Raw genomic sequence first — 21,245 nt, forward strand, 5'->3', positions numbered from 1 at the left:
CTGCTCGGCGACTCGGAGGAAGCCATGAGCGACAGGCCGGCACACAGAGCCACATCGGGAAAGACCACGTTGGGTAAGGGCACACGCGTCACGGGAAAGTCGCGCGACCGCCTGCAATCGCAGTTGAAGAAGCAGTATGAGGCGGGGGCGAGCATTCGTTCGCTGGCGCGGTCCACCGGCCGCTCCTACGGCTTCATCCACAACGTGCTGGTGGAGTCGCACGTGCAGCTCCGCAGCCGTGGTGGGGCGAATCGGCGTAAAGCCCGGTAGCGAAGGTCCCGCTGCGATATCGGCATCGGCTCCGGTATCGCGGCGTTTCCGCATGCGCGAGGTCGGCGGCAGCCCTCAGCTGCCGGTGACCGATCCATCGCCGTGCACCAGCAGGTTCGCGAGACTGGTGAAGATCGGCAGTCCGGTCTTGATCTCCAGATACGCGAACTGACCCTGCGGGTTGACCTCGAGGAAGTAGTACTCGCCGTCCACGCCCAGGCGCAGATCGAGCACACCGAAACTCAGGCCGAGCGCACCCATGAGCATTGCCAAGGATTTGCTGACCGATGCGGGCAGCTGGGCGGGTGCGAACTCGACCGAGGTGTCCAGTCGCGAATCGACCCGCCCCGCCCCCGCCTGCGAATCGATGCGCACCGTCCAGGCGACGCCGTCGACCCACACCACCCGCAGATCGCATTGCGCGACGATGTAGTCCTGGAAGATGGTCGGTGCAGACCGGATTCCCGCGAGTCGGGTCAGGTCGGATTCACCGACGATCCTGGTCTCGGCGAATTCGGCGCGGCTGGTGCCGGTGCGCTTGTAAACGACTGCGGCGGGCCGTGATTCGACGAAGCTTCGGGCTTCGTCCGGATCGTTGGTGATCAGGGTCTCCGGTATCGCGAACCCGGCCCGGTGAGCGGTCTCGAGCTGCACGATCTTGCGGTTGGCGGTGCGATCGTTGCCGGGGTCGTTGACCCACAGCGCAGGGATCGACCACAGCAAGCCTTGGATGAACCCATCGCATTCGGCCTGGCGGAAGGCGTCGTCGGTGGCGCGCACCCCCGCGGGTACCTGGCTCGGATGCGGCCGACGCCACCACACCGAGCGCACCTCGTCGAGGCCGATGAGATGCGACATCGACCGCGAGGTGCCGAGCCGGTCGAGCCGGAAACTACCGGACTCGCGGGGAAAGTCGCGCACATCCAGCTGAATCGGGTTGACGCCGTGGTGTTCTCGCAGCGTCACCGCCATGGCGGTCGCGTGCAGATCGTCGGATTCGGACACGATCAGTACCGAGCCCGTCCGGGGTGCGGCCACCTGCCCGCCGCTCAGTCGAGGCTGTCGCAGTTGATGCCGTCGTCGCTGCCCGCATGCGATTTCGTCTGGCAATAGGTGAAAGTGGCGCCGGTGCCGGGGGCGTCGAGCAGCTGGAGCTCGTCGGCCCAGGATTCGGTGAGCTCGCGTAGTAGATCGTCACCGAAGGCCGGTGAGGGTGGTGCGGCCAGTGTCATGGGCCGGTCGACCACGTCGATGCGCAGCCTGCGAGTGAAGTCGGCGGTGGCGCCGGGACGGATGTCGACCAACACCGGACGACCGGGTGCGGCCGCCGAAGCATCGGATTCGAGTACCCGCAGCACATCGGTGCGCCGGAAGGTCCACGTTCCCTCGGCGACCCGGACGGTGATATCGCGTTCCGACTGGGCGACGAGCATGCCCTGCAGTGCGGGAACACGATCACCGGTCGCCGCGGCGCCGGGGAAGTGGATGGCATCGGTCATGATGGAACTCCGATCTGCTCACAATTTGCCAGGACCCCCGAGCGTGCTCCGAATCATATCGCGCGCGGGGTTGTCCACGGCCCGGATCGGGAGATTTACCGCGCCTCCGGCAAACCAGAATTATGTGCGGGAACCGCTTGCGCCGAAAGATTTTCGGTGCCGGGGCGGATACGGGCGCGCAACCGTACGGCTATCGCAGGTGGGTGGTGTCCCGCCGAGAGGTATTGCCCGAGATTGGCGTGGGGCCGCGAGGCGAGGGCGATCAGGCCCGTGAGAGTTTCAGAAAGAGCCGGCAATCCGTGACGCGCCCGGGCGCGCGATGACCAACACGCGCGTCGGCCGGCGCAGTGTCAGATCCCGAGTAGATCGGCGCGATCGGCGAGCGCGCGGAACCGGTCACGCGGATCGGCCACGAGCTTGCGTGCGGTGAGGTCGAGCAGACCGCCGGTGACCCGGAACTCGGCGGAGACAGTGCCGTCGAGCTTGCGGATCTGCTGGCGCATGGTGAAGACCTTGCCGTCCTGCCACTCGAACTCGCAGGTGATATCGACTTCGTCGCCGCCGCGCAGTTCGCGCAGATACTTGATGTTCTGTTCCAGCACGACCGGGCCAACGCCGCTGGCGATCAACTTGTCCTGGGCGACCCCTGCTGCGCGCAGCAGCTCCCACCGAGCATGTTCCGCATACTGCAGGTACACCGCCTGATTCAGGTGGCCCTGGGTGTCGAGCTCGTATCCGCGGACGACGACGGGGACGGAGAAGGTCATGCCTTGGCGAACCCCGTCGCGGCTCCAGATGTTCCCGCCGGCCGGTGATACGTGTGTCACAGCCGGTGTGTCAGTCGCGACCCGCGGTCCGTTCGCGCCACCAGTGCGGTGCGTCGACGAAATGGTTGTCGAACTCGTCCTGGGAGGCGCCGAGGTCGGCAAGGGTGGCCTCGCCCTTCGCGATCCGGTCCAGCAGGCGGAAGTATTCGAACCGTTCCACGCCCGGCATGAGGGCGATCAGGATGCGGGTCCCGGTGTCGGGGGTCGCGCCGAAGGCGTGCGGCATGAGCCGGGGGACCAGGATTGATCCGCCCGCGCCTACGGTGACGATCTCGTCGCCCGCCAGCAGTTGCAGTTCGCCGTCGGCGACGTAGAACAGCTCGTCGGAGCGGGTGTGGTAGTGCGGAGCCGCCCCGTCGGCGCCCCGGCTCATGGTGACCTCGACCGTGCTGACGGACCCGCCCGCCTCATCGGAGTCGATGAGCAGCCGCACCTGTGTGGCGTCGGTGCCGACTCGCTCGGCGTCCTGGGGCCGGCGGATGGCGGCTGTGCGGTCGGTGGTCGGCATGGCGGCTCCAGTCATTCGTTAGTCGATAATTCGCTACCGAACTATATCCTAGCGAATAGAATGCTGTCCATGACCGATTCGACAACCGACGCGGTGGACGCGATCGCCGCCCAATGGCGCCGCGAACGGCCCGACCTCGATCTGGAGGCGATGGCGGTACTCGGACGCCTGGCACGGCTGGAGGCCGTGGCCCGGCGGGAAGTCGAAGCGGTATTCACCGCGCACGGACTGCAACGCGGTGAATTCGATGTGCTCGCGGCATTGCGGCGGGCCGGGGACCCGTTCGAATTGAACCCATCCGTACTCGCCGACACACTCATGCTGTCGCGGGCGGGGATGACCGGACGGCTCGACCGGCTGGAATCGGCCGGGCTGGTACGCCGCATCGCCGACGCCGCCGACCGCCGGGCCATCCGGGTAGCGCTCACCGAGGCCGGCCGCACACTGATCGATACCGTTGTCACTGCCCACACCGCGAACGAAACCCGGCTGCTGGCGGTGCTTTCCGCCGCCGACCGGCGCGAACTGGACCGCATCGTCCGCATATTGCTCACCGGATTGGAATCCGATACCCCCTGATCCTGGGCTCGTTGCGGGCACAATGGGAGTAGCTCGCTGTTCGGGCCCCGGTCTCGGCCCGGTCATACCGTAGGGTGCCCGCGTCGATTCATCGGCGGGGCCGGTGAGGAGGGATTTCGATGATCGACATCATCACACTCCGCGGCACCGGGGAGCCGCGCGATCCCGGCGGCGCTCCAACGGGCATGCTGCGCGACGTCACGAAACTGCTGGATCCGCAGCGGTTCCGGAGTTTCGAACCGGACTGGCCCGCCTCGGTGGGCCCGTCGCCGGACGTCTGGGGCCCCTCGCTGGAGACATCGATCCGTCTCGGCACCGCAGCCGGTGTCGCGGCGATTCAGCAGTCACCGAATGTGTGTGGGCTGCTGAGCTATTCGCTGGGGTCGATCTGTGCGAGCCGGATTTTGGAGGGGGTGCGGGCCGGAACATATACCAATACCGATGGCAGCCCGCTCGAGATCGCGTTCGCGGTGAACTTCGCCAATCCACTTCGCCGCGCGGGGGAGTCGGTGGGTCATTTGTGCCCACCCGATACTTTTGGCCTGCACGGACAGCGCGGCGAGTGGCCCGACCTCGAGGTGCGTGAATATGCCAACCCGGGTGACATCATCACCTCGGTGCGCGCGGATTCACCGCTACGCATCATCGATGTCGGGATCTCGCCGTTCTCGTTCGTCGAGGGCGCGCGGATCGGGAATGTGGCACCGCTGATCTTCGCCGAACTCTTGCGCTTCCTGTTGGCCGACCCACTCGGTAATGCGGCCCGCTACGCCGAGGCGGTGCACGGCGTCATCGGCTATCTCACGCCATGGCCCGACGGTCAGCACGTGCGCTATTCGGGCCATGACATGCCAGGCACCGGTGTCCTCTGGACGACCCACGCCGCGAACTATCTCAACGCGACATTCTGAAGATCACTCCCTGCGGCGCACCGAGGCCTCGACGAGATCCAGTACCGCCGAAAGATTCTCGTTCGTATGACCCGAGGCGATTCGCGCGATGAGGCCGTCGAGCACCAGGTCCAGATAGCCGAGCAATACATCGGTCGGCACGTCGTCGCGCAGCGCGCCCGCGGCCTTGCGTCGCTCCAGACGAGCCAGCGTGGCAGCGGTCAACTCGGCCGAACGCTGGGTCCAACCGGCCCGGAATTCGGGATCGGTGCGTAGTCTGCGGGCGATCTCGAGCCGGGTGCCGAGCCAGTTGAACTGCTCAGGGTTGGCCAGCATGTCTCGCATGACCTGCACGATGCCCTGATTGGCCGCCACATCGGCCATCCGCTCGGCGTCTTCCTGGGCGAGGGCGAGGAACAACGCGTCCTTGTCCCGGAAATGATGGAAGATCGCGCCACGCGATAGCCCGATGGCGTCTTCCAGGCGGCGCACGGTGGCGCCGTCATAGCCGAATTCGGCGAAGCAGCGCCGCGCACCATCGAGGATCTGGCTGCGCCGGGCAGCGAGGTGATCGTCACTGACCTTCGGCATGGGGCGAACTCCCTTGGAGTCGGGTGTGAAACGAGACGGATCGAGTCGGACGAAGTGCGAAGGTCCGCGCACCGCGGATACGGTGCGCGGACCTCACTCTGCGCTACGAACCGGCTGTCAGCCGCGAATCATGTTGCGCAGCACATACTGCAGGATGCCGCCGTTGCGGTAGTAGTCCGCCTCACCGGGGGTGTCGATCCGGACCACCGCGTCGAAGGTGATCTTCTCACCGTCCTCCTTGGTGGCGGTGACCTTCAGCGTCTGCGGGGTGACACCCTCGTTGAGCTGGGTGATGCCCTCGATGTCGAAGGTCTCGGTGCCGGTCAGGCCAAGGGTGATGGCCGACTCGCCCGCCGGGAACTGCAGCGGGATGACGCCCATACCGATCAGGTTCGAGCGGTGGATGCGCTCGAAGGACTCGGTGATGACGGCCTTGACGCCGAGCAGGCGGGTGCCCTTGGCGGCCCAGTCACGCGATGAGCCCGAACCGTACTCCTTGCCACCGAGCACGACCAGCGGAATGCCGGCCTTCTGGTAGTTCTGCGAGGCGTCGTAGATGAACGCCTGCGGGCCACCGTCCTGGGTGAAGTCGCGGGTGTAGCCACCCGAGACATCGTCGAGCAGCTGGTTGCGCAGCCGGATGTTGGCGAAGGTGCCGCGGATCATCACCTCGTGGTTACCGCGACGCGAGCCAAGGGAGTTGTAGTCCTTGCGCTCAACACCGTGCGCATCGAGGTACTGCGCCGCCGGAGTGCCCGGCTTGATCGGACCGGCCGGGGAGATGTGGTCGGTGGTGACCGAGTCGCCGAGCAGCGCGAGCACGCGCGCGCCCTTGATGTCCTCGACCGGGGCCGGCTCCATCTCCATACCGTCGAAGTACGGCGCCTTGCGGACGTAGGTCGAGTTCTCGTCCCACGCGAAGGTGTCGCCCTCCGGGGTGTTCAGGTTCTGCCAGCGCTCATCGCCCTGGAAGACGGTCTCGTAGGACTTGGTGAACATGTCCCGGCTGATCGCCGACTTGATGGTGTCGTCGATCTCCTGCGGGGACGGCCAGATGTCCTTCAGGAAGACGTCGTTGCCGTCGGTGTCCTGACCAAGGGCGTCGGTCTCGAAGTCGAAGTCCATGGTGCCCGCGAGCGCGTAGGCGATGACCAGCGGCGGGGAGGCCAGGTAGTTCATCTTCACGTCGGGGGAGATACGGCCTTCGAAGTTGCGGTTACCGGACAGCACCGCGGTGACCGACAGGTCGTTGTCGTTGACCGCCTGCGAGATCTCCTCCGGCAGCGGACCGGTGTTACCGATGCAGGTGGTGCAACCGAAGCCACCAAGGAAGAAGCCGAGCTTCTCCAGGTAGGGCCACAGGCCGGCCTTCTCGTAGTAGTCGGAGACGACCTGCGAGCCGGGCGCCATGTTGGTCTTCACCCACGGCTTGGACGACAGGCCCTTCTCGACGGCGTTGCGGGCAAGCAGCGCGGCACCGATCATGACCGACGGGTTGGAGGTGTTGGTGCAGGAGGTGATACCCGCGACCACGACGGCGCCGTGGTCGAGCACGAATTCACCGCGCTCTTCGGACTTCACGCGCACCGGCTTGGACGGACGGCCCTCGGAACCATTGGCGGCCGACGTCACGTCGATCGCGCCGTCGTCGGCGAAGGACAGCTCGGCCGGATCCGACGCCGGGAACGACTCTTCGATCGCCTCGTCCAGCTGCGTGTGCGGGGTGGCGACGGCATCGTCGGTGTAGTTGTAGATGTCCTTGCGGAACGCGATCTTCGACTCGCTGAGCAGGATGCGGTCCTGCGGACGCTTCGGACCGGCGATCGAGGGCACCACGGTGTTGAGGTCCAGCTCGAGGTACTCGGAGTAGGCGGGCTCATGGGCCGGGTCGTGCCACATGCCCTGTTCCTTGGCGTAGGCCTCGACCAGCGCGAGCTGCTCGTCGGTGCGGCCGGTCAGGCGCAGGTAGTTGATGGTCTCCGCATCGATCGGGAAGATCGCCGCGGTGGAACCGAACTCGGGGCTCATGTTGCCGAGGGTGGCGCGGTTGGCCAGCGGAACCTCGGCTACGCCGGCACCGTAGAACTCGACGAACTTGCCGACCACACCGTGCTTGCGCAGCATGTCGGTGACGGTGAGCACGACGTCGGTGGCGGTGACGCCCGGCTGGATCTCACCGGTCAGCTTGAAGCCGACCACGCGCGGGATCAGCATGGAGACCGGCTGGCCGAGCATCGCGGCCTCGGCCTCGATACCGCCGACGCCCCAGCCGAGCACACCGAGGCCGTTGACCATGGTGGTGTGCGAGTCGGTGCCGACACAGGTGTCCGGGTAGGCCTGCCCGTTGCGGACCATGACGGTCGGGGCCAGGTATTCGATGTTGACCTGGTGCACGATGCCCATGCCAGGGGGGACGACCTTGAAGTCGTCGAAGGCGCCCTGGCCCCAGCGCAGGAACTGGTAGCGCTCGCCGTTGCGTTGGTACTCGAGGTCGACGTTGCGCTCGAGGGCGTCGGCGCGGCCGAAGACGTCAAGGATCACCGAGTGGTCGATGACCATGTCGGCGGGGGAGAGCGGGTTGACCTTGTTCGGGTCGCCGCCGAGGGTGGTGACGGCCTCACGCATGGTGGCGAGGTCGACCACACACGGAACACCGGTGAAGTCCTGCATGATCACGCGGGCCGGGGTGAACTGGATCTCGACGTTCGGCTGAGCCGAGGGATCCCAGTTCGCGATCGCGCGGATGTGATCGGCGGTGATGTTGGCGCCGTCCTCGGTGCGCAGCAGGTTTTCCGCGAGGACTTTCAGTGCGTAGGGGAGTTTTTCGGTACCGGGCACGGCCGAGAGCCGGAAGATCTCGTAGGAGTTGCTTCCGACCTCGAGGGTGCCTTTGGCGCCGAAAGTATCGATACTTGTCGTCACGTCAGCTCCACTCGTCTGTGAGGGTTGCCGTCGGCGGGGCTGTGCCGACGGCCTACGTCTTCGGAGGGCAGCCCGCACCGTCTGGTGCTGGTTCCTCGCGACTGCGACTCTAACAGTACGCTTGTCCTATGAACGCGCCGGGGCGTACGTCCGGCGCCGGTCGGCGTGGCGAGTGGCGTCGGTGCGACACTGCGTCGCGTACTGTGCCTCGTGAGCTGTCGGGGCGGCCGGTCCGGACGGACGGCCCCTTCGGCGTGCTCATCCGCAGTGTAGGAGACCCCGTCGCCTCGCGTACCGATGCGGCTCGACAAGACCGGATGGAAGATGACCCTCTCGCACACCTGGGCTTTTTCTCTCGTCGCCACGGAACTACCGGACAACACCGATCTCGGTGATATCCGCGCCGACCTGGCCGACGACGGCGTTGCCGCGCCCGAGGGCAAGGATCAGTCCGAGCTGGCCGCGATCGTGGCCCAGGCGCGGGCCGATGGCATCCCGCTCAGCGTGGTCGTCATACAGGGCAATCCGTGGCACGACTCCAGCCTGCGTGATCTGGCGACCGAGGTCGGCAAGTTCCAGCACGGCACCGTCGCGGTCTTCAGTGACGACTGGATGGGCACCTACAGCGATTCGATCAGCCGGGTGCATCTGGAATGGGCCGAGGACGCCGCGAAATGGAAGGGCGGCAAGTCCGAGGAATCGGTGCAGATCTTCACCGACCGGCTGCAGCAGCAGGAATCGGTGCCGTGGACCGCATTCACCAGCGTGCTGCTCGCGGGCACCGTCCTCGCGGTCGGCGGTCTGTACTGGGTGAAGCGGCGGCGGGCCGCGTCCACGACGGCCACCGCCGATTCTGCTGACGACTCGGCCGCAGCGTCCGTCTGAGCCCGCGCCCTTCGGTGCGCCTCGATCCGAGGCGCATTTCCTGACGGTCGGTTTGTTTTTCACGGCCGAACCCTGTGCCGCATCCGGCTAATTCCGAGCAAAGCGCAAATTACCCGTCTGTGATTCCGTTGCTGTAGTTCCGGACGTGACGGAAGTGTCGTACGGTTCGAGTGATCGCTGTTGGGGAAAGAGTGTTAACAGGGCAATTTGCCGACCACAGTGCTGCGTGGGTCGGCTGGTGCTCGTGATGCCACACCGCAGTCGGGTCGTCTGGAGGTGCGATGCGCAACACGCGAGGGGTCCGTCATCGTCGTCCCGTGTCGATCGCTCTTGGTTTGCTGGTCTCGGCGGCGATCGTCGTCACCGGCGCGCCGTCGACCGCGGTACCGCCGCCTCCGCCCAATCCCAGTGACGGTGAACTGGCCGACGCCGGGGCCAGAGTCGACGCCGGCATCGGCCAGGTGGGTGTGCTGATCAATCAGGTCGCCGCCGTCGACGAGCAGGTCCGTCAGCTCGACGACGCGGTCGCGCTGAAGCGCGAACAGGTCAACAAGGCGCTCGTCGATCTGCAGAACGCGCGTGATGCCGCGGACGCGGCCGCCGACCAGGTCGCCACCACCCAGCGTGAACTCACCGACGCAGGCGTCCGAGTGGACCAGGCGCGCACCAACTTCGACGAGTTCGCCACCCAGGCCTACACTCGGCCCGGCACCGGCTCGATGATGACCTACCTCTCGGCCGCCGACCCCGACGCCGCACTCGACCGCGCCCAGATCATCGGCCTGGTCACCAAGAATCAGCAGCAGGTGATGGACGGCCTGCGACGAGCCCAGATCGATCAGGGCAACAAGAACGCCAGTGCCCGCCAGGCCAAGACCGCCGCCGACGCCGCGGCCGCCGACGCCGAGCAGAAGAAGACCGCCGCCGAGAACGCGGTGAGCGCGGCGACCGCCGAGCTGAACCAGCAGACCGCGGTCCGCGACGATCTGCTGCGCCAGCGTGCTGATGCCCAGGCCCGCCTCGACGCGGCCAGGATGAACGTCACCGGGCTACAGGGCCAGCGCGACGCCTACCAGGCCTGGGATCAGCAGCGCCGCGCCGAGGAGGCTGCGGTCCTTGCCGCGGCCGCGGCCGCCGCTGCCCGCGCCGCCGCCGATCAGGCCGCCAGGGATCGCGCGGCCCAGCTCGGGGCGGGTAAACGGCCGCACACCCAGCTGGAGGATTCACCGCGCACATCCAAACCCAAGCCGAAACCCGGTGGTGACGAGGATGAATCCGAATCCGAATCCGAGGAAGAGGGTAGCGACGTCCCCTCGGTCACCGGCAGCGAGGCGATCGAGATCGTCGTCGACCGGGCCATGTCACAGCTCGGGGTCACCTACGCCTGGGGCGGTGGTGACGAGGACGGCCCGACCCTCGGTATCCGTGACGGTGGTGTCGCCGACAGTCATGGTGACTACAACAAAGTCGGTTTCGACTGTTCCGGGCTGATGATCTACGCCTTCGCCGGAATCGGCGTCTCCCTGCCGCATTACAGCGGATATCAGTACAACGCGGGCACTCGGGTGCCGGTGGATGAGCGTGAACGTGGGGACATGCTCTTTTGGGGGCCGAACGGAAGTCAGCACGTCGCGTTGTATCTGGGCGACGGAAAAATGGTCGAGGCGCCACAGTCCGGTGACGTGGTGAAGGTTTCCCCGGTGCGGGAATCGGGCATCATGCCCTACGCGGTACGCATCGTCACGTAACGGTGCCGTCCGCCTGCAGTCAGCGCGTGGCCGAAGCGTTTGCGGAAGTTCGGCCTCCAACTACGGTGGACGACATACCGCCGTCGGCCGGGCTCCTGCGCCCGGAATCCGGCGCCGAATCCCGGCATATCGGGTCCGGTTGCGGCGAATGCGGTCATTACCTGGAATAGTTGTGGCAACACGCACAAGACCAAGGCGAAAGCGGGGATGTTGGTGACTTCGACGGACGGTGTGAGCGGGGCAAGTTTGGCGAAAAAGGCGCCTGCACCCGGGTCGAGCACCCTCGAGCGTGATGTCCAGACTCTCGAGAAGGCGATCTACGAGGTCAAGCGGGTCATCGTCGGACAGGACCGGCTCGTCGAGCGGCTGCTCGTCGGCGTGCTCGCCCGTGGCCATGTGCTGCTCGAGGGTGTACCGGGTATCGCGAAGACCCTGGCGGTGGAGACCTTCGCCAAGGTCGTGGGCGGCTCGTTCTCCCGCGTCCAGTTCACCCCCGACCTGGTGCCAACCGACCTCATCGGTACCCGCATCTACCGGCAGGGCCGCGAGCAGTTCGACACCGAACTCGGCCCAGTGGTCGCCAACTTCGTCCTCGCCGACGAGATCAACCGCGCGCCCGCGAAGGTGCAGTCGGCACTGCTCGAGGTGATGGCCGAACGGCATGTCTCCATCGGCGGCAAGACCTACCCGATGCCGGATCCGTTCCTGGTCATGGCGACCCAGAACCCCATCGAGAGCGAAGGCGTGTACCCGCTGCCCGAGGCGCAGCGCGACCGCTTCCTGTTCAAGGTCGTCGTCGACTACCCCTCGGTGGAGGAGGAGCGCGAGATCATCTACCGGATGGGTGTCAGCGCGCCGGAGGCCAAGCAGATTCTGGAGCCGGCCGAGCTCATCCGGTTGCAGCAGCTGGCCGCCAACACCTTCGTCCACCACGCGCTGGTCGATTACGTGGTCCGGGTGATCGCCGCGACCCGCACGCCCGCCGAATTCGGCATGAACGACGTCGCCAACTGGATCTCCTACGGTGCCTCCCCGCGCGCGAGCCTCGGCATCATCGCCGCCGCACGCGCGGTCGCGCTGATCCGCGGCCGCGACTATGTGGTGCCCCAGGACGTGGTCGAGGTGATCCCGGACGTGCTGCGTCACCGTCTGGTGCTGTCCTACGACGCCCTCGCCGACGAGATCAGCCCAGAGGACGTGATCAAGCGCGTGCTGCAGACCATCGGTCTGCCGCAGGTCGCACCGCAGGCCGTCGGCCAGGGTGCACCCACCGCGCCCGCGCCTTCCCCGGCCAACGGCGTCCAGGCCAACGGCCCCGCGCCGCAGCAGGCCGCGCCCCAGCCGCCGGTGCCGCCGCAGCCGCAGGCAAGCCAGGTGCCGCAGGCCGCCGGCAACAGCCCGTCCAAGTGACGGCGACGCCGGAGCCGGTCGACCGAGTACCGATGTCATCGCACGCACCACCATCGTTTCGAGCGGGAGAGCTGACCGACCCGAAGTTGTCGGCGGCGCTGAAGACCCTGGAGCTCACCGTTCGCCGTCGCCTCGACGGTGTCTTGCACGGTGACCACCTCGGCCTGATCCCCGGCCCCGGTTCCGAACCGGGCGAGGCCCGCGCCTACCAGCCGGGTGACGATGTGCGCCAGATGGATTGGTCGGTCACCGCACGTACCACCCATCCGCACGTGCGGCAGATGATCGCCGATCGCGAGCTGGAAACCTGGATGGTGGTCGACCTGTCGGCCAGCCTCGACTTCGGTACCGCGGCCTGTCAGAAGCGCGATCTCGCCATTGCGGCAGCCGCAGCCATCACGCATCTGACCAGCGGCGGCGGCAACCGCATCGGTGCCGTCGTCGCGACCGGCGAACACCTCACCCGGATTCCCGCGCGCAGCGGCCGGGTGCACGCGCAGTCGCTGCTGCGTGGGATCGCCACCACCCCGCACGCCCGCGACGGTGTGCGCGGTGATCTGCGCAGTGCGATCGAATCGCTGCGTCGTCCGCAGCGCAAACGCGGTCTCGCCGTCATCATCAGCGATTTCCTCGGTGACATCGATTGGCAGCGTTCGCTGCGCGCGATCTCCGCGCGTCACGATCTGCTCGCGGTGCAGGTGCTGGATCCGCGCGATATGTCGCTGCCGGATATGGGCGATGTGGTGCTGCACGATCCCGAGACCGGCCGCACCCGCGAGTTCAGCGTCACCCCGGCGTTGCGGGCCGACTACGCGGCCGCGGCACGGCAGCACCGAGACCAGGTCGAGCAGGCGCTGCGCAGCTGCGGCGCGCCGGTGCTCACCTTGCAGACCGATCGAGACTGGATCGCCGACGTGGTCCGGTTCGTGTCCACCCGGCGCCACAGCCTCGGCGCCCCGACCGGGCGGGTGCCACGTCAGTGAGTATTTCGCATTTCACCGCGCAGATCTGGCTCGGCTTCCTCGCCGTCGTCGCGCTCATCGCCCTCGGTTATGTGCTGGTGCAGCGTCGCAGGCACCGGCACATGCTGCGGTTCAGCAATATGGAGCAGCTGGAGAAGGTCGCCCCGTCGCGGCCGAGCCCGCTGCGTCATGTTCCGGTCGCGTTGATCCTGGTCGGCCTGGTCTTCCTGACGATCGCGGCGGCAGGCCCGACCATGGCGCAGAAGGAGCCGCGTAACCGGGCGACGGTTGTCCTGGTCATGGACGTGTCGCTATCGATGGAAGCCACTGACGTCGAACCGAACCGCCTCGAGGTCGCCCAGAAGGCCGCGAAGAATTTCGCGGAGGGCCTCACCCCGGGGATCAATCTCGGACTGGTGGCGTTCTCCGGTACCGCCTCGGTGCTGGTCTCGCCGACGACCAACCGTGAGGCGGTCAAGGCCGCCATCGACAACATCAAGCTCAGCGAGCGCACGGCCACCGGTGAGGGCATCTTCGCCGCGTTGCAGTCGATCGAGACGCTGGCCTCGGTGCTCGGTGGTGCCGAGACTCCGCCGCCCGCGCGGGTCGTGCTGATGTCGGACGGTAAGCAGACCGTCCCCGACGATCAAGATGTCGACGACCCGCGGCACGCGTTCACCGCTGCCAGGCTCGCCAAAACCAGGAACATCCCGGTGTCGACCATTTCCTTCGGTACCGAATGGGGCGTCGTCGAGATTCCGGACGAGGATGGTGGCAGTCCGCAGCGGGTCCCGGTTCCGGTGGACGACGATTCTCTGCGTGAGATCGCCAAATTATCCGGTGGGGATTTCTATACCGCGTCGAGTCTGGCCGAACTCACCGCGGTATACGACACCCTCGAACAGCAGATCGGTTATGAGATGACCATGGGCGACGCCAGTAGGCCCTGGTTGTTGTTCGGCCTGGTATTCATCTCGGCGGGCGTGGTCACCGGGTTGGCATACCGGCAGCGCTTGCCGTAGTCGTGACGTGTACCAGGGGCCGTGCGGTCCCTGGTACACCTCGGTCGCGGTGCTGCCAATAATGTCGTGACGAAAACCGCGGGCAATTGTGTGCGTATTCGCCTGCGACGTCGAACGCGGTCTGCTATTGCTTTCCCCTGCCTTTCGGCAGACGTTCTGTGAGATACGACAGCCGGTATGTGCCCGGTCCTGGCATACGCATACCCCGGGCCGTTCACGAGCACAATTGTCCTCGACTCCGCCGACCCGGCCGTGTTTTTCGTGACCGGAACCATCAGCTAGATTGTCCGCATGTCGAACTCTGTCGAGGACAGTCGTAAGTCGGAATCGCAGAACGCGGAGCGGGCATCCCGGTCGGTGCTGGTGACCGGTGGTAACCGTGGCATCGGTCTCGCGGTCGCGCAGCGCCTCCTCGCCGATGGACACAAGGTCGCCGTCACCCATCGCGGCTCGGGCGCACCGGACGGGCTGTTCGGGGTGAAATGTGATGTGACCGATAGCGAATCGGTGGACCAGGCGTTCGCCGAGGTCGAGGCGCATCAGGGTCCGGTCGAGGTGCTGGTGGCGAATGCGGGCATCACCGACGACACCCTGCTCATGCGGATGACCGAGGAACAGTTCGAGAAGGTCATCGACGCCAACCTCACCGGTGCCTTCCGATGCGCCAAGCGCGCCAACCGCGCCATGCTGCGCGGGCGCTGGGGCAGGATGATCTTCCTCGGCTCGGTCGTCGGTATGGCCGGACAAGCCGGTCAGATCAACTACGCCTCGTCCAAGGCCGGCGTCATCGGCCTTGCGCGGTCGGTGACCCGTGAGCTGGGCTCGCGCTCGATCACCGCGAATGTGGTCGCCCCCGGCTTCATCGAAACCGATATGACCAAGGATCTGCCCGACGATCTGCGTGACATGGCCAAGAAGTTCATCCCGCTGCAGCGTCTCGGCAAGGCCGAGGACGTCGCCGCGGTGGTCAGCTTCCTGGCCTCCGAGGATTCGGCCTACGTCTCCGGCGCCGTGATCCCGGTCGACGGCGGCATGGGTATGGGCCACTGACCGGCTGTTAGTACGTCGCACATATCGAAAGCCGCGCTAACGAAATAAGGCGCGGAGCCGACAGTCTCACCGGACGCGGCACACGACATCCACACTTCAGGGAGAACCGAGAACTCATGGGCGGACTGCTCGACGGTAAGACCATCCTGGTCACCGGCATCATCACCGACGCGTCGATCGCGTTCCACGCGGCGGCGATCGCACAGGAGCAGGGTGCGAAGGTGATCATCACCGGTATCCCGGAGCGCCTGCGACTGATCGACCGGATCGCCAAGCGGCTGCCGAAGGAGGTGCCTCCGGCGATCGGTCTCGACGTCACCAGCGAAGACGACCTGGCTCAGCTGGCCGACAAGATCCGTGAGCTGGCCCCTGAGGGCCTTGACGGTGTGCTGCACTCCATCGCGTTCGCACCGCGCACGCTGATGGGTCCTGAGGCCAAGCCGTTCCTCGAGGGCCCCGGCCCGGACGCGGCGAAGGCCTTCGAAATCTCGGCCTGGAGCTACGCCTCGCTGGCGCGGGCCGTGCTGCCCGCCATGAACGAGGGCGGCTCCATCGTCGGCATGGACTTCGATCCGCGCACCGCGATGCCGTACTACAACTGGATGGGCGTGGCCAAGGCGGCGCTGGAGTCGGTCAACCGCTACGTCGCCCGCGAGGTCGGCGAGGCGAAGAAGATCCGCTCGAACCTGATCGCGGCGGGCCCGATCAAGACTCTCGCAGCCAAGGCCATCGCAGGCACCGCGACCGACGATGCCGCCAAGTTGAACCAGCTCAACACCTACTGGGATGGCGCCTCGCCGATCGGCTGGGATGTCGACGACCCGACCGTGGTCGGTAAGTCCGTGGTCGCGCTGCTCTCGGATTGGCTGCCCGGCACCACCGGTTCGATCATCTACGTCGACGGCGGAGCGAGCCACAACACCTGGTTCCCGGAGAACATGCCGGTCAACTGACCGTTCATGCACGACAGAGGAGGCACAGTGGGCCGCACGGCCGATGCGCTGCTACTGCTGTCGTTCGGTGGCCCCGAACGCCCCGAGGACGTGATGCCGTTCCTGGAGAACGTCACTCGGGGCAGGGGTGTGCCGCGCGAACGTCTCGCCGAGGTCGCCGACCACTATCTGCACTTCGGCGGGGTGTCGCCGATCAACGAACTCAACCGGCAGATCATCGCCGCGGTGGAGGACGAATTGTCCGCCGCCGGAACCGATCTCCCGGTCTACTTCGGTAACCGCAACTGGCATCCCATGGTCGAGGACACTCTCGCGCAGATGACCGCCGACGGTGTGCGTTCGGCGTTGGTGTTCCCGACCTCGGCCTGGGGCGGCTATTCGGGCTGTCTGCAGTACCAGGAGGACATTGTCCGGGCGCGCGGCGCGGTCGGTGACGGTGCGCCCGAACTGACCAAACTGCGCCAGTACTTCGACCACCCGCTGTTCATCGAGTCGTTCGCCGACGCGATTCGCGCTGCGGTGCAACAGATCCCGGCTGATCGCCGGGACCGCATCCGGTTGGTGTTCACCGCGCATTCGATCCCGATCTCGGCCGACGTGAGCGCGGGCCCGCCCGCTGACGGCGGCAGGCTCTACAGTCGCCAGGTCTCCGATGCGGCTCGACTGTGCGTGGCGGCAACGGGTTTCACTGACTACGACCTGGTCTGGCAGTCGCGGTCCGGCCCACCGCAGGTGCCGTGGCTCGACCCCGACATCGTCGACCATCTGGAAAACCTTTCTGGGAAAGGGGTCGATGCTGTCGTGGTGTGTCCGGTCGGTTTCGTCTCCGATCACCTCGAGGTGATCTGGGACCTGGACAACGAGGCCGCCGAGAAGGCCGCCGAACTCGGTATGGCCTTCGCCCGGGCGGGCACACCGGGCACCGACCCGCGTTTCGCGCAGCTGGTTGTCGAGTTGATCCGCGAACAGATGGACGACGCCCCCGCGCGATGCCTCGGGTCGGTGCCGGGATACGGCGGCACCGTCAATGGGCAAGCCTGCGCTGTCGACTGCTGCAAGCCCCCGGCGCGGCCGGGCCGCTGATCACCAGCGCGTCCGGCTGGACGCGCACGCCGCGGCTGCTCGGGCGGGGGCTCAGCCGGAAGGCGACCCGGGCCTGAACGGGCACCCGGCGGGCGCCGACGTGATCAGTGTCCGCGCGCCGAAGCGTGCACGGCGACCAGCCTGGCCGCTCGGATGGCATCCCACAGCGGGCGCAGCAGCGATTCGTGTTCGGTGACGGCGCTGGCGGAGGTAGGGGAGGAGGCCGGTTCGCGCTGTGCGACGGTGAGGATGGCGGCGACGTGGTCGGCGCTGTCGAGGATGCGGCGGGCGCGCAGCGGGATCGACTCCGGATAGTCGTGGCGGGTGTAGTCGGCAAGTTCGGCTTCGATCAGTTCCCGAGGGTCGGCGTCGCCGGAACCGAGCCCCGTTGTATGCAGGCGCATGAGGGCGTCGGCGGCGTCGCGCACCGCTTCGCGCATCGCGAATTCCGCTTCACCCAGCGACATGTCGATTCCCGTGGTGGCCGGGATGGGTGTGCTGTAGACGGTCCATTGGAGGGTGTGCTCGCCCTCCCACTGCGGAATCAACCCGGTGCCCTCCGCACCGGGAACCCCGATGAGGATCCCTTCGCCGGCCTCGATGGCATCGGCGGCGAAAGCCGTGCCGACCGGCAGGCCGCGCACATCGCCGGGGACCGGCAGCACCAGCCGCAGGTGCGTGCCCGGCTCGGCCATGGCTTCCCGAATCACCTTGAGCAGCGGCATGACTCCGGTGCCCTGCGGGCTGCCGAGCGAGGACCACGGTAGGTCGGTGCGGGCGCCACTGAACGGATCGCCAGCGGCGATGGTGTGGCGCGGGGCCCAGGCGTGCAGCGCCTCCAGTACGTCGTCGGGCGCACTGGTACCGGCCAGCCAGGAGCCGGCCCACACCGTCAGCGTGGCACTCGGGGAGCACATAATCTTCGAGCATAAAGGGTCGCCGCGAGACGTGGACACCGGTGGCCCAGCACGATACGGACGCGCTGCCCGACAATGATCACCCGGCGGTGTTGCACCCCTGTGACGGATCGCCGGATGCCGACGGCGGCAGCTGGATCAGACAGCGGACGAGATCGAGCAGCGCGGGCGCGAGGTCGGCCGAGCTGGTCGCGACGGGTGTGCGGTGCTCGGCAAGTGGGGCCGCGCTCGCGGCCGGAGCCGACCATGCCGGCAGGGTCGACGCGGCGGCTACCAGCAGTGCCGCCAGCGGCTTCGCGGACATGTCCACCTCCATACCGGGGCGGCCGGGCGGTCCGGCCGAGACCGATCGCGCAGCCGCACCGATGCGACACGCATGGCCTTCCCTGAACGGCGGACGCTACTCCGGTTCGGTGACGAAATCGATGAGCCGTTCGACCGCTCCGATGAGCGGTGGTTCCAGGTCGCGGAACGAGTCGACGGCGTTGTAGACCCGGCGCCACCCTTCCTGCGGGGTGCCCCAGCCGAGGCGGCGGCATACACCGGTTTTCCAGTCCTCCCCGCGGGGCACCTGGGGCCATTCCTGGATGCCGACGGCCGCGGGGCGCACCGCCTGCCAGACGTCGATGTACGGATGCCCGGTGACCAGCACATGGGCACCAAGGCCGGTGGTGAGCTGGGATTCCTTCGATCCGGTGACCAGGTGGTCGACCAGCACTCCGACCCGCCTGCCCGGCCCAGGGCCGAACTCGGTGAGTCGTTGCCCCAGGTTGTCCAGCCCCTCGAGATGCTCGACCACCACACCTTCGACCCGCAGGTCGTGGCCCCAGACGCGTTCGACGAGTGCGGCATCGTGCACACCCTCGACCCAGATACGACTGGCGGCGGCGACACGGGCACGCAGCCCCTCGACGCGCGTGGAACCCGATGCACTGCGGGTCTCGCGCTTCGGTGCCGCCGCGGTCGGCCGGACCAAGGTGACCGGTGCGCCGTCGATCAGGAAGGCCGCTTCCCGCAGCGCGAACAGCCGGACCGCGCCTCGCCCGTCCTCGAGTTTCACGAACTCGCCGTCGTAGCTGCGGTCGAATCCGACAACGGCGCCGCAGAATCCGCTGGCCGCGTCCTCTACTACGAGATCCCGTTCGGCCTGCACCCGCGGAACCGTGCGCTTGGTGGAGCGGGTGTGCCCGGAAAAGATGTCACCGCCGTACATGTCACGCGAACTCACCCGGCCGAAGCTACTGCAACCGCGCCGGATCGTGGCCGCGGCGCACCGTCGAATACCCGGCTCGGCGACGCATCACAGCCTCGAGAATCGTTCCCGGCCATTACAGTGGAGACGTGGCCGCAGTTTTCTGGCTGGTCGTGGGCATCCTGCTCGTGGCGGCCGAGATGTTCGTCGGTGAGCTGACGTTGTTGATGCTCGGTGGTGGGGCACTCATCACCGCGGGCATCAGTTTCGCCGCCGACACCAGCGTCGTGGCCGATGCGATCATCTTCGCGATCGTGTCCGTCGCGCTGATGCTCGGTGTCCGCCCGATGCTGTTGCGGCGCTTCGCGACTCCGCCGCCGACCCTCACCAATGTGGATGCGCTGCCGGGGAAATCGGCGCTTGTGCTCGAAGCGGTCGGCGCGCACAGCGGCCGGGTGAAACTCGGTGGTGAGGAGTGGACGGCGCGGCCGTTCGATCCGGCCGAGGAGTACCCGCAGGGAACCACGGTGTACGTGATGAAGATCGACGGTGCGACGGCCGTCGTCTGGAAAGGGCCGTAATGGCTGTATTGATCGTGGCCGCAGTGCTGGTGCTGCTGGTCGTGGTGGTGGTTTTCAAATCGATCGCGCTGGTACCGCAGGCCGAGGCGGCGGTGATCGAACGACTCGGCCGATACTCGCGCACAGTGTCGGGCCAGCTGACCTTCCTGGTCCCCTTCGCCGACCGGATCCGGGCGAAGGTGGATCTGCGTGAGCGGGTGGTCTCGTTCCCGCCGCAGCCGGTGATCACCCAGGACAACCTCACCCTGCAGATCGACTCGGTGGTGTATTTCCAGGTCACCAGCCCGCAGGCCGCGGTGTACGAGATCAGCAACTACATCGCCGCGGTCGAGCAGCTGACGGTCACCACGCTGCGCAATGTGGTCGGCGGCATGACGCTGGAGGACACGCTGACCTCCCGCGATCAGATCAACAGTCAGCTGCGCGGTGTCCTCGACGAAGCCACCGGACGCTGGGGGCTGCGGGTGGCGCGAGTCGAGCTCAAGGCCATCGATCCGCCGCCGTCGATCCAGGAGTCGATGGAAAAGCAGATGAAGGCCGATCGCGAAAAGCGGGCCATGATCCTCACGGCCGAGGGTCAGCGTGAATCCCAGATCAAGACCGCCGAGGGCGCCAAGCAGGCGCAGATTCTGTCAGCCGAGGGCGCGAAGCAGTCGGCGATCCTGTCGGCCGAAGGTGAACGGCAGAGCCGTATCCTGCGCGCGCAGGGTGAACGTGCCGCTTCGTATCTGCAGGCTCAAGGTCAGGCAAAAGCAATCGAAAAGGTATTCGCAGCAATCAAATCTGGTAAGCCGACACCGGAACTGCTGGCCTACCAGTACATGCAGACACTGCCGATGGTCGCACGCGGAGATGCCAACAAGGTGTGGCTGGTGCCAAGCGATTTCGGTAAGGCGCTCGAAGGTTTCGCCAAGAACTTCGCCACCAAGGGCGAGGACGGGGTGTTCCGGTACGAACCACCCGCCTCCGACGGCAGCGAAACCAAGCCGGAGGACGACTCGGAGGATGTCGCAGACTGGTTCGATACCGCCCCTGATCCGGCGATCGAACGGGCCGTGCGCGCGGCCGAGGCGACGGCACGCACACCTGTCGAAGGGCTGGTGCCGGGCGCGCCACCGGAGCCGGCGAACATGAACAAGCCCGTACCCGCGGCACCGCAACCACCTGCGCGAGAAGAGCTTCCGCCGCAGCAGCCACAACACCCCGGTGCGGGCGATATCCACGGCAGGCCCTGGCAACCGCCGGGTGCGCAGTACTGAGCCGGTTGCCTTCGACGGATCACTGATGAAGCGTGCGGCCGTGGTCGACGACCCGGCCGCCGTGCTGTCCGCGCGCTTGCTCGAGCTCGCGCGAAGA

22 protein-coding genes are annotated in these 21,245 nt (G+C 66.9%); 13 read left to right on the top strand and 9 right to left on the bottom strand.

What is annotated here, in order from left to right; genetic code table 11:
* Positions 1–24: 24 nt before the first annotated feature.
* Positions 25–270: a helix-turn-helix domain-containing protein gene (locus GV792_RS00960; protein WP_163822177.1), complete on the top strand. Its 246-nt coding sequence runs from the start codon at positions 25–27 to the stop codon at positions 268–270.
* Positions 271–345: 75 nt separating this feature from the next.
* Here the strand turns inward: GV792_RS00960 and GV792_RS00965 are convergent, their stop codons facing one another.
* The 4 genes from GV792_RS00965 to GV792_RS00980 form a co-directional block, all read right to left on the bottom strand.
* Positions 346–1,275, bottom strand: coding sequence for a hypothetical protein (locus GV792_RS00965; RefSeq protein WP_309139057.1), 930 nt, complete (start codon positions 1,273–1,275; stop codon positions 346–348).
* Between the two features lie 44 nt (positions 1,276–1,319).
* Positions 1,320–1,769, bottom strand: coding sequence for a hypothetical protein (locus tag GV792_RS00970; RefSeq protein WP_163821676.1), 450 nt, complete (start codon positions 1,767–1,769; stop codon positions 1,320–1,322).
* Positions 1,770–2,119: 350 nt separating this feature from the next.
* Positions 2,120–2,536 carry an acyl-CoA thioesterase gene (locus GV792_RS00975; protein ID WP_163821677.1) on the bottom strand — a complete coding sequence of 139 codons (417 nt, stop codon included), beginning with the start codon at positions 2,534–2,536 and terminating at the stop codon, positions 2,120–2,122.
* Between the two features lie 70 nt (positions 2,537–2,606).
* Positions 2,607–3,119 carry a cupin domain-containing protein gene (locus GV792_RS00980; RefSeq protein ID WP_256667907.1) on the bottom strand — a complete coding sequence of 171 codons (513 nt, stop codon included), beginning with the start codon at positions 3,117–3,119 and terminating at the stop codon, positions 2,607–2,609.
* Between the two features lie 54 nt (positions 3,120–3,173).
* Between GV792_RS00980 and GV792_RS00985 the strand changes: the two genes are divergently transcribed.
* Both GV792_RS00985 and GV792_RS00990 read left to right on the top strand, forming a co-directional pair.
* The gene (locus GV792_RS00985; protein ID WP_163821678.1) at positions 3,174–3,683 is read left to right on the top strand and encodes a MarR family winged helix-turn-helix transcriptional regulator; all 510 of its coding nucleotides are present in this window, start codon (positions 3,174–3,176) and stop codon (positions 3,681–3,683) included.
* 119 nt (positions 3,684–3,802) lie between these two features.
* Entirely contained in the window at positions 3,803–4,594 is a 792-nt protein-coding gene (locus GV792_RS00990; protein WP_163821679.1) for a hypothetical protein, read from the top strand.
* Positions 4,595–4,597: 3 nt separating this feature from the next.
* Here GV792_RS00990 and GV792_RS00995 read toward each other — a convergent pair whose 3' ends face one another.
* Positions 4,598–5,164, bottom strand: a complete 567-nt coding sequence (locus tag GV792_RS00995) for a TetR/AcrR family transcriptional regulator (protein ID WP_163821680.1) — start codon at positions 5,162–5,164, stop codon at positions 4,598–4,600.
* A gap of 117 nt (positions 5,165–5,281) precedes the next feature.
* Entirely contained in the window at positions 5,282–8,086 is a 2,805-nt protein-coding gene (locus tag GV792_RS01000; RefSeq protein WP_163821681.1) for an aconitate hydratase, read from the bottom strand.
* Positions 8,087–8,383: 297 nt separating this feature from the next.
* Here GV792_RS01000 and GV792_RS01005 point away from each other — a divergent pair, with 297 nt between their 5' ends.
* The 8 genes from GV792_RS01005 (at position 8,384) to GV792_RS01040 (ending at position 17,199) form a co-directional block, all read left to right on the top strand.
* Positions 8,384–8,971, top strand: coding sequence for an Rv1476 family membrane protein (locus GV792_RS01005; protein ID WP_256673723.1), 588 nt, complete (start codon positions 8,384–8,386; stop codon positions 8,969–8,971).
* A 281-nt stretch (positions 8,972–9,252) separates the two neighbouring features.
* Complete coding sequence (locus tag GV792_RS01010) at positions 9,253–10,719, top strand: NlpC/P60 family protein (RefSeq protein WP_163821682.1); 1,467 nt, start codon at positions 9,253–9,255, stop codon at positions 10,717–10,719.
* 207 nt (positions 10,720–10,926) lie between these two features.
* Positions 10,927–12,129: an AAA family ATPase gene (locus GV792_RS01015; protein WP_163821683.1), complete on the top strand. Its 1,203-nt coding sequence runs from the start codon at positions 10,927–10,929 to the stop codon at positions 12,127–12,129.
* Between the two features lie 32 nt (positions 12,130–12,161).
* The gene (locus GV792_RS01020) at positions 12,162–13,112 is read left to right on the top strand and encodes a DUF58 domain-containing protein (RefSeq protein ID WP_163821684.1); all 951 of its coding nucleotides are present in this window, start codon (positions 12,162–12,164) and stop codon (positions 13,110–13,112) included.
* Complete coding sequence (locus GV792_RS01025; RefSeq protein WP_163821685.1) at positions 13,109–14,113, top strand: VWA domain-containing protein; 1,005 nt, start codon at positions 13,109–13,111, stop codon at positions 14,111–14,113. Before GV792_RS01020 ends, GV792_RS01025 begins: the two co-directional genes overlap by 4 nt.
* A gap of 291 nt (positions 14,114–14,404) precedes the next feature.
* Complete coding sequence (gene fabG1, locus GV792_RS01030) at positions 14,405–15,163, top strand: 3-oxoacyl-ACP reductase FabG1 (protein WP_163821686.1); 759 nt, start codon at positions 14,405–14,407, stop codon at positions 15,161–15,163.
* A gap of 116 nt (positions 15,164–15,279) precedes the next feature.
* The gene (inhA, locus tag GV792_RS01035) at positions 15,280–16,116 is read left to right on the top strand and encodes an NADH-dependent enoyl-ACP reductase InhA (RefSeq protein WP_163821687.1); all 837 of its coding nucleotides are present in this window, start codon (positions 15,280–15,282) and stop codon (positions 16,114–16,116) included.
* A 6-nt stretch (positions 16,117–16,122) separates the two neighbouring features.
* Positions 16,123–17,199 (top strand): ferrochelatase, encoded by a 1,077-nt coding sequence (locus GV792_RS01040; protein WP_163821688.1) that lies wholly within the window; start codon positions 16,123–16,125, stop codon positions 17,197–17,199.
* A gap of 104 nt (positions 17,200–17,303) precedes the next feature.
* Here the strand turns inward: GV792_RS01040 and GV792_RS01045 are convergent, their stop codons facing one another.
* From GV792_RS01045 to GV792_RS01055, 3 genes are all read right to left on the bottom strand, one after another.
* Entirely contained in the window at positions 17,304–18,116 is an 813-nt protein-coding gene (locus GV792_RS01045; RefSeq protein ID WP_163821689.1) for a hypothetical protein, read from the bottom strand.
* Positions 18,117–18,195: 79 nt separating this feature from the next.
* Entirely contained in the window at positions 18,196–18,420 is a 225-nt protein-coding gene (locus GV792_RS01050) for a hypothetical protein (protein WP_163821690.1), read from the bottom strand.
* Between the two features lie 96 nt (positions 18,421–18,516).
* The gene (locus GV792_RS01055) at positions 18,517–19,329 is read right to left on the bottom strand and encodes a DUF3097 domain-containing protein (protein WP_163822181.1); all 813 of its coding nucleotides are present in this window, start codon (positions 19,327–19,329) and stop codon (positions 18,517–18,519) included.
* Positions 19,330–19,457: 128 nt separating this feature from the next.
* On the opposite strand from GV792_RS01055, the gene GV792_RS01060 reads away from it, so the two are divergent.
* Positions 19,458–19,889, top strand: coding sequence for an NfeD family protein (locus tag GV792_RS01060; protein WP_163821691.1), 432 nt, complete (start codon positions 19,458–19,460; stop codon positions 19,887–19,889).
* Positions 19,889–21,148, top strand: a complete 1,260-nt coding sequence (locus tag GV792_RS01065; protein WP_163821692.1) for an SPFH domain-containing protein — start codon at positions 19,889–19,891, stop codon at positions 21,146–21,148. Before GV792_RS01060 ends, GV792_RS01065 begins: the two co-directional genes overlap by 1 nt.
* Positions 21,149–21,245: the final 97 nt, after the last annotated feature.

The organism is Nocardia cyriacigeorgica (genome assembly GCF_010868145.1).
Taxonomy (GTDB): Bacteria; Actinomycetota; Actinomycetes; order Mycobacteriales; family Mycobacteriaceae; genus Nocardia; species Nocardia cyriacigeorgica_D.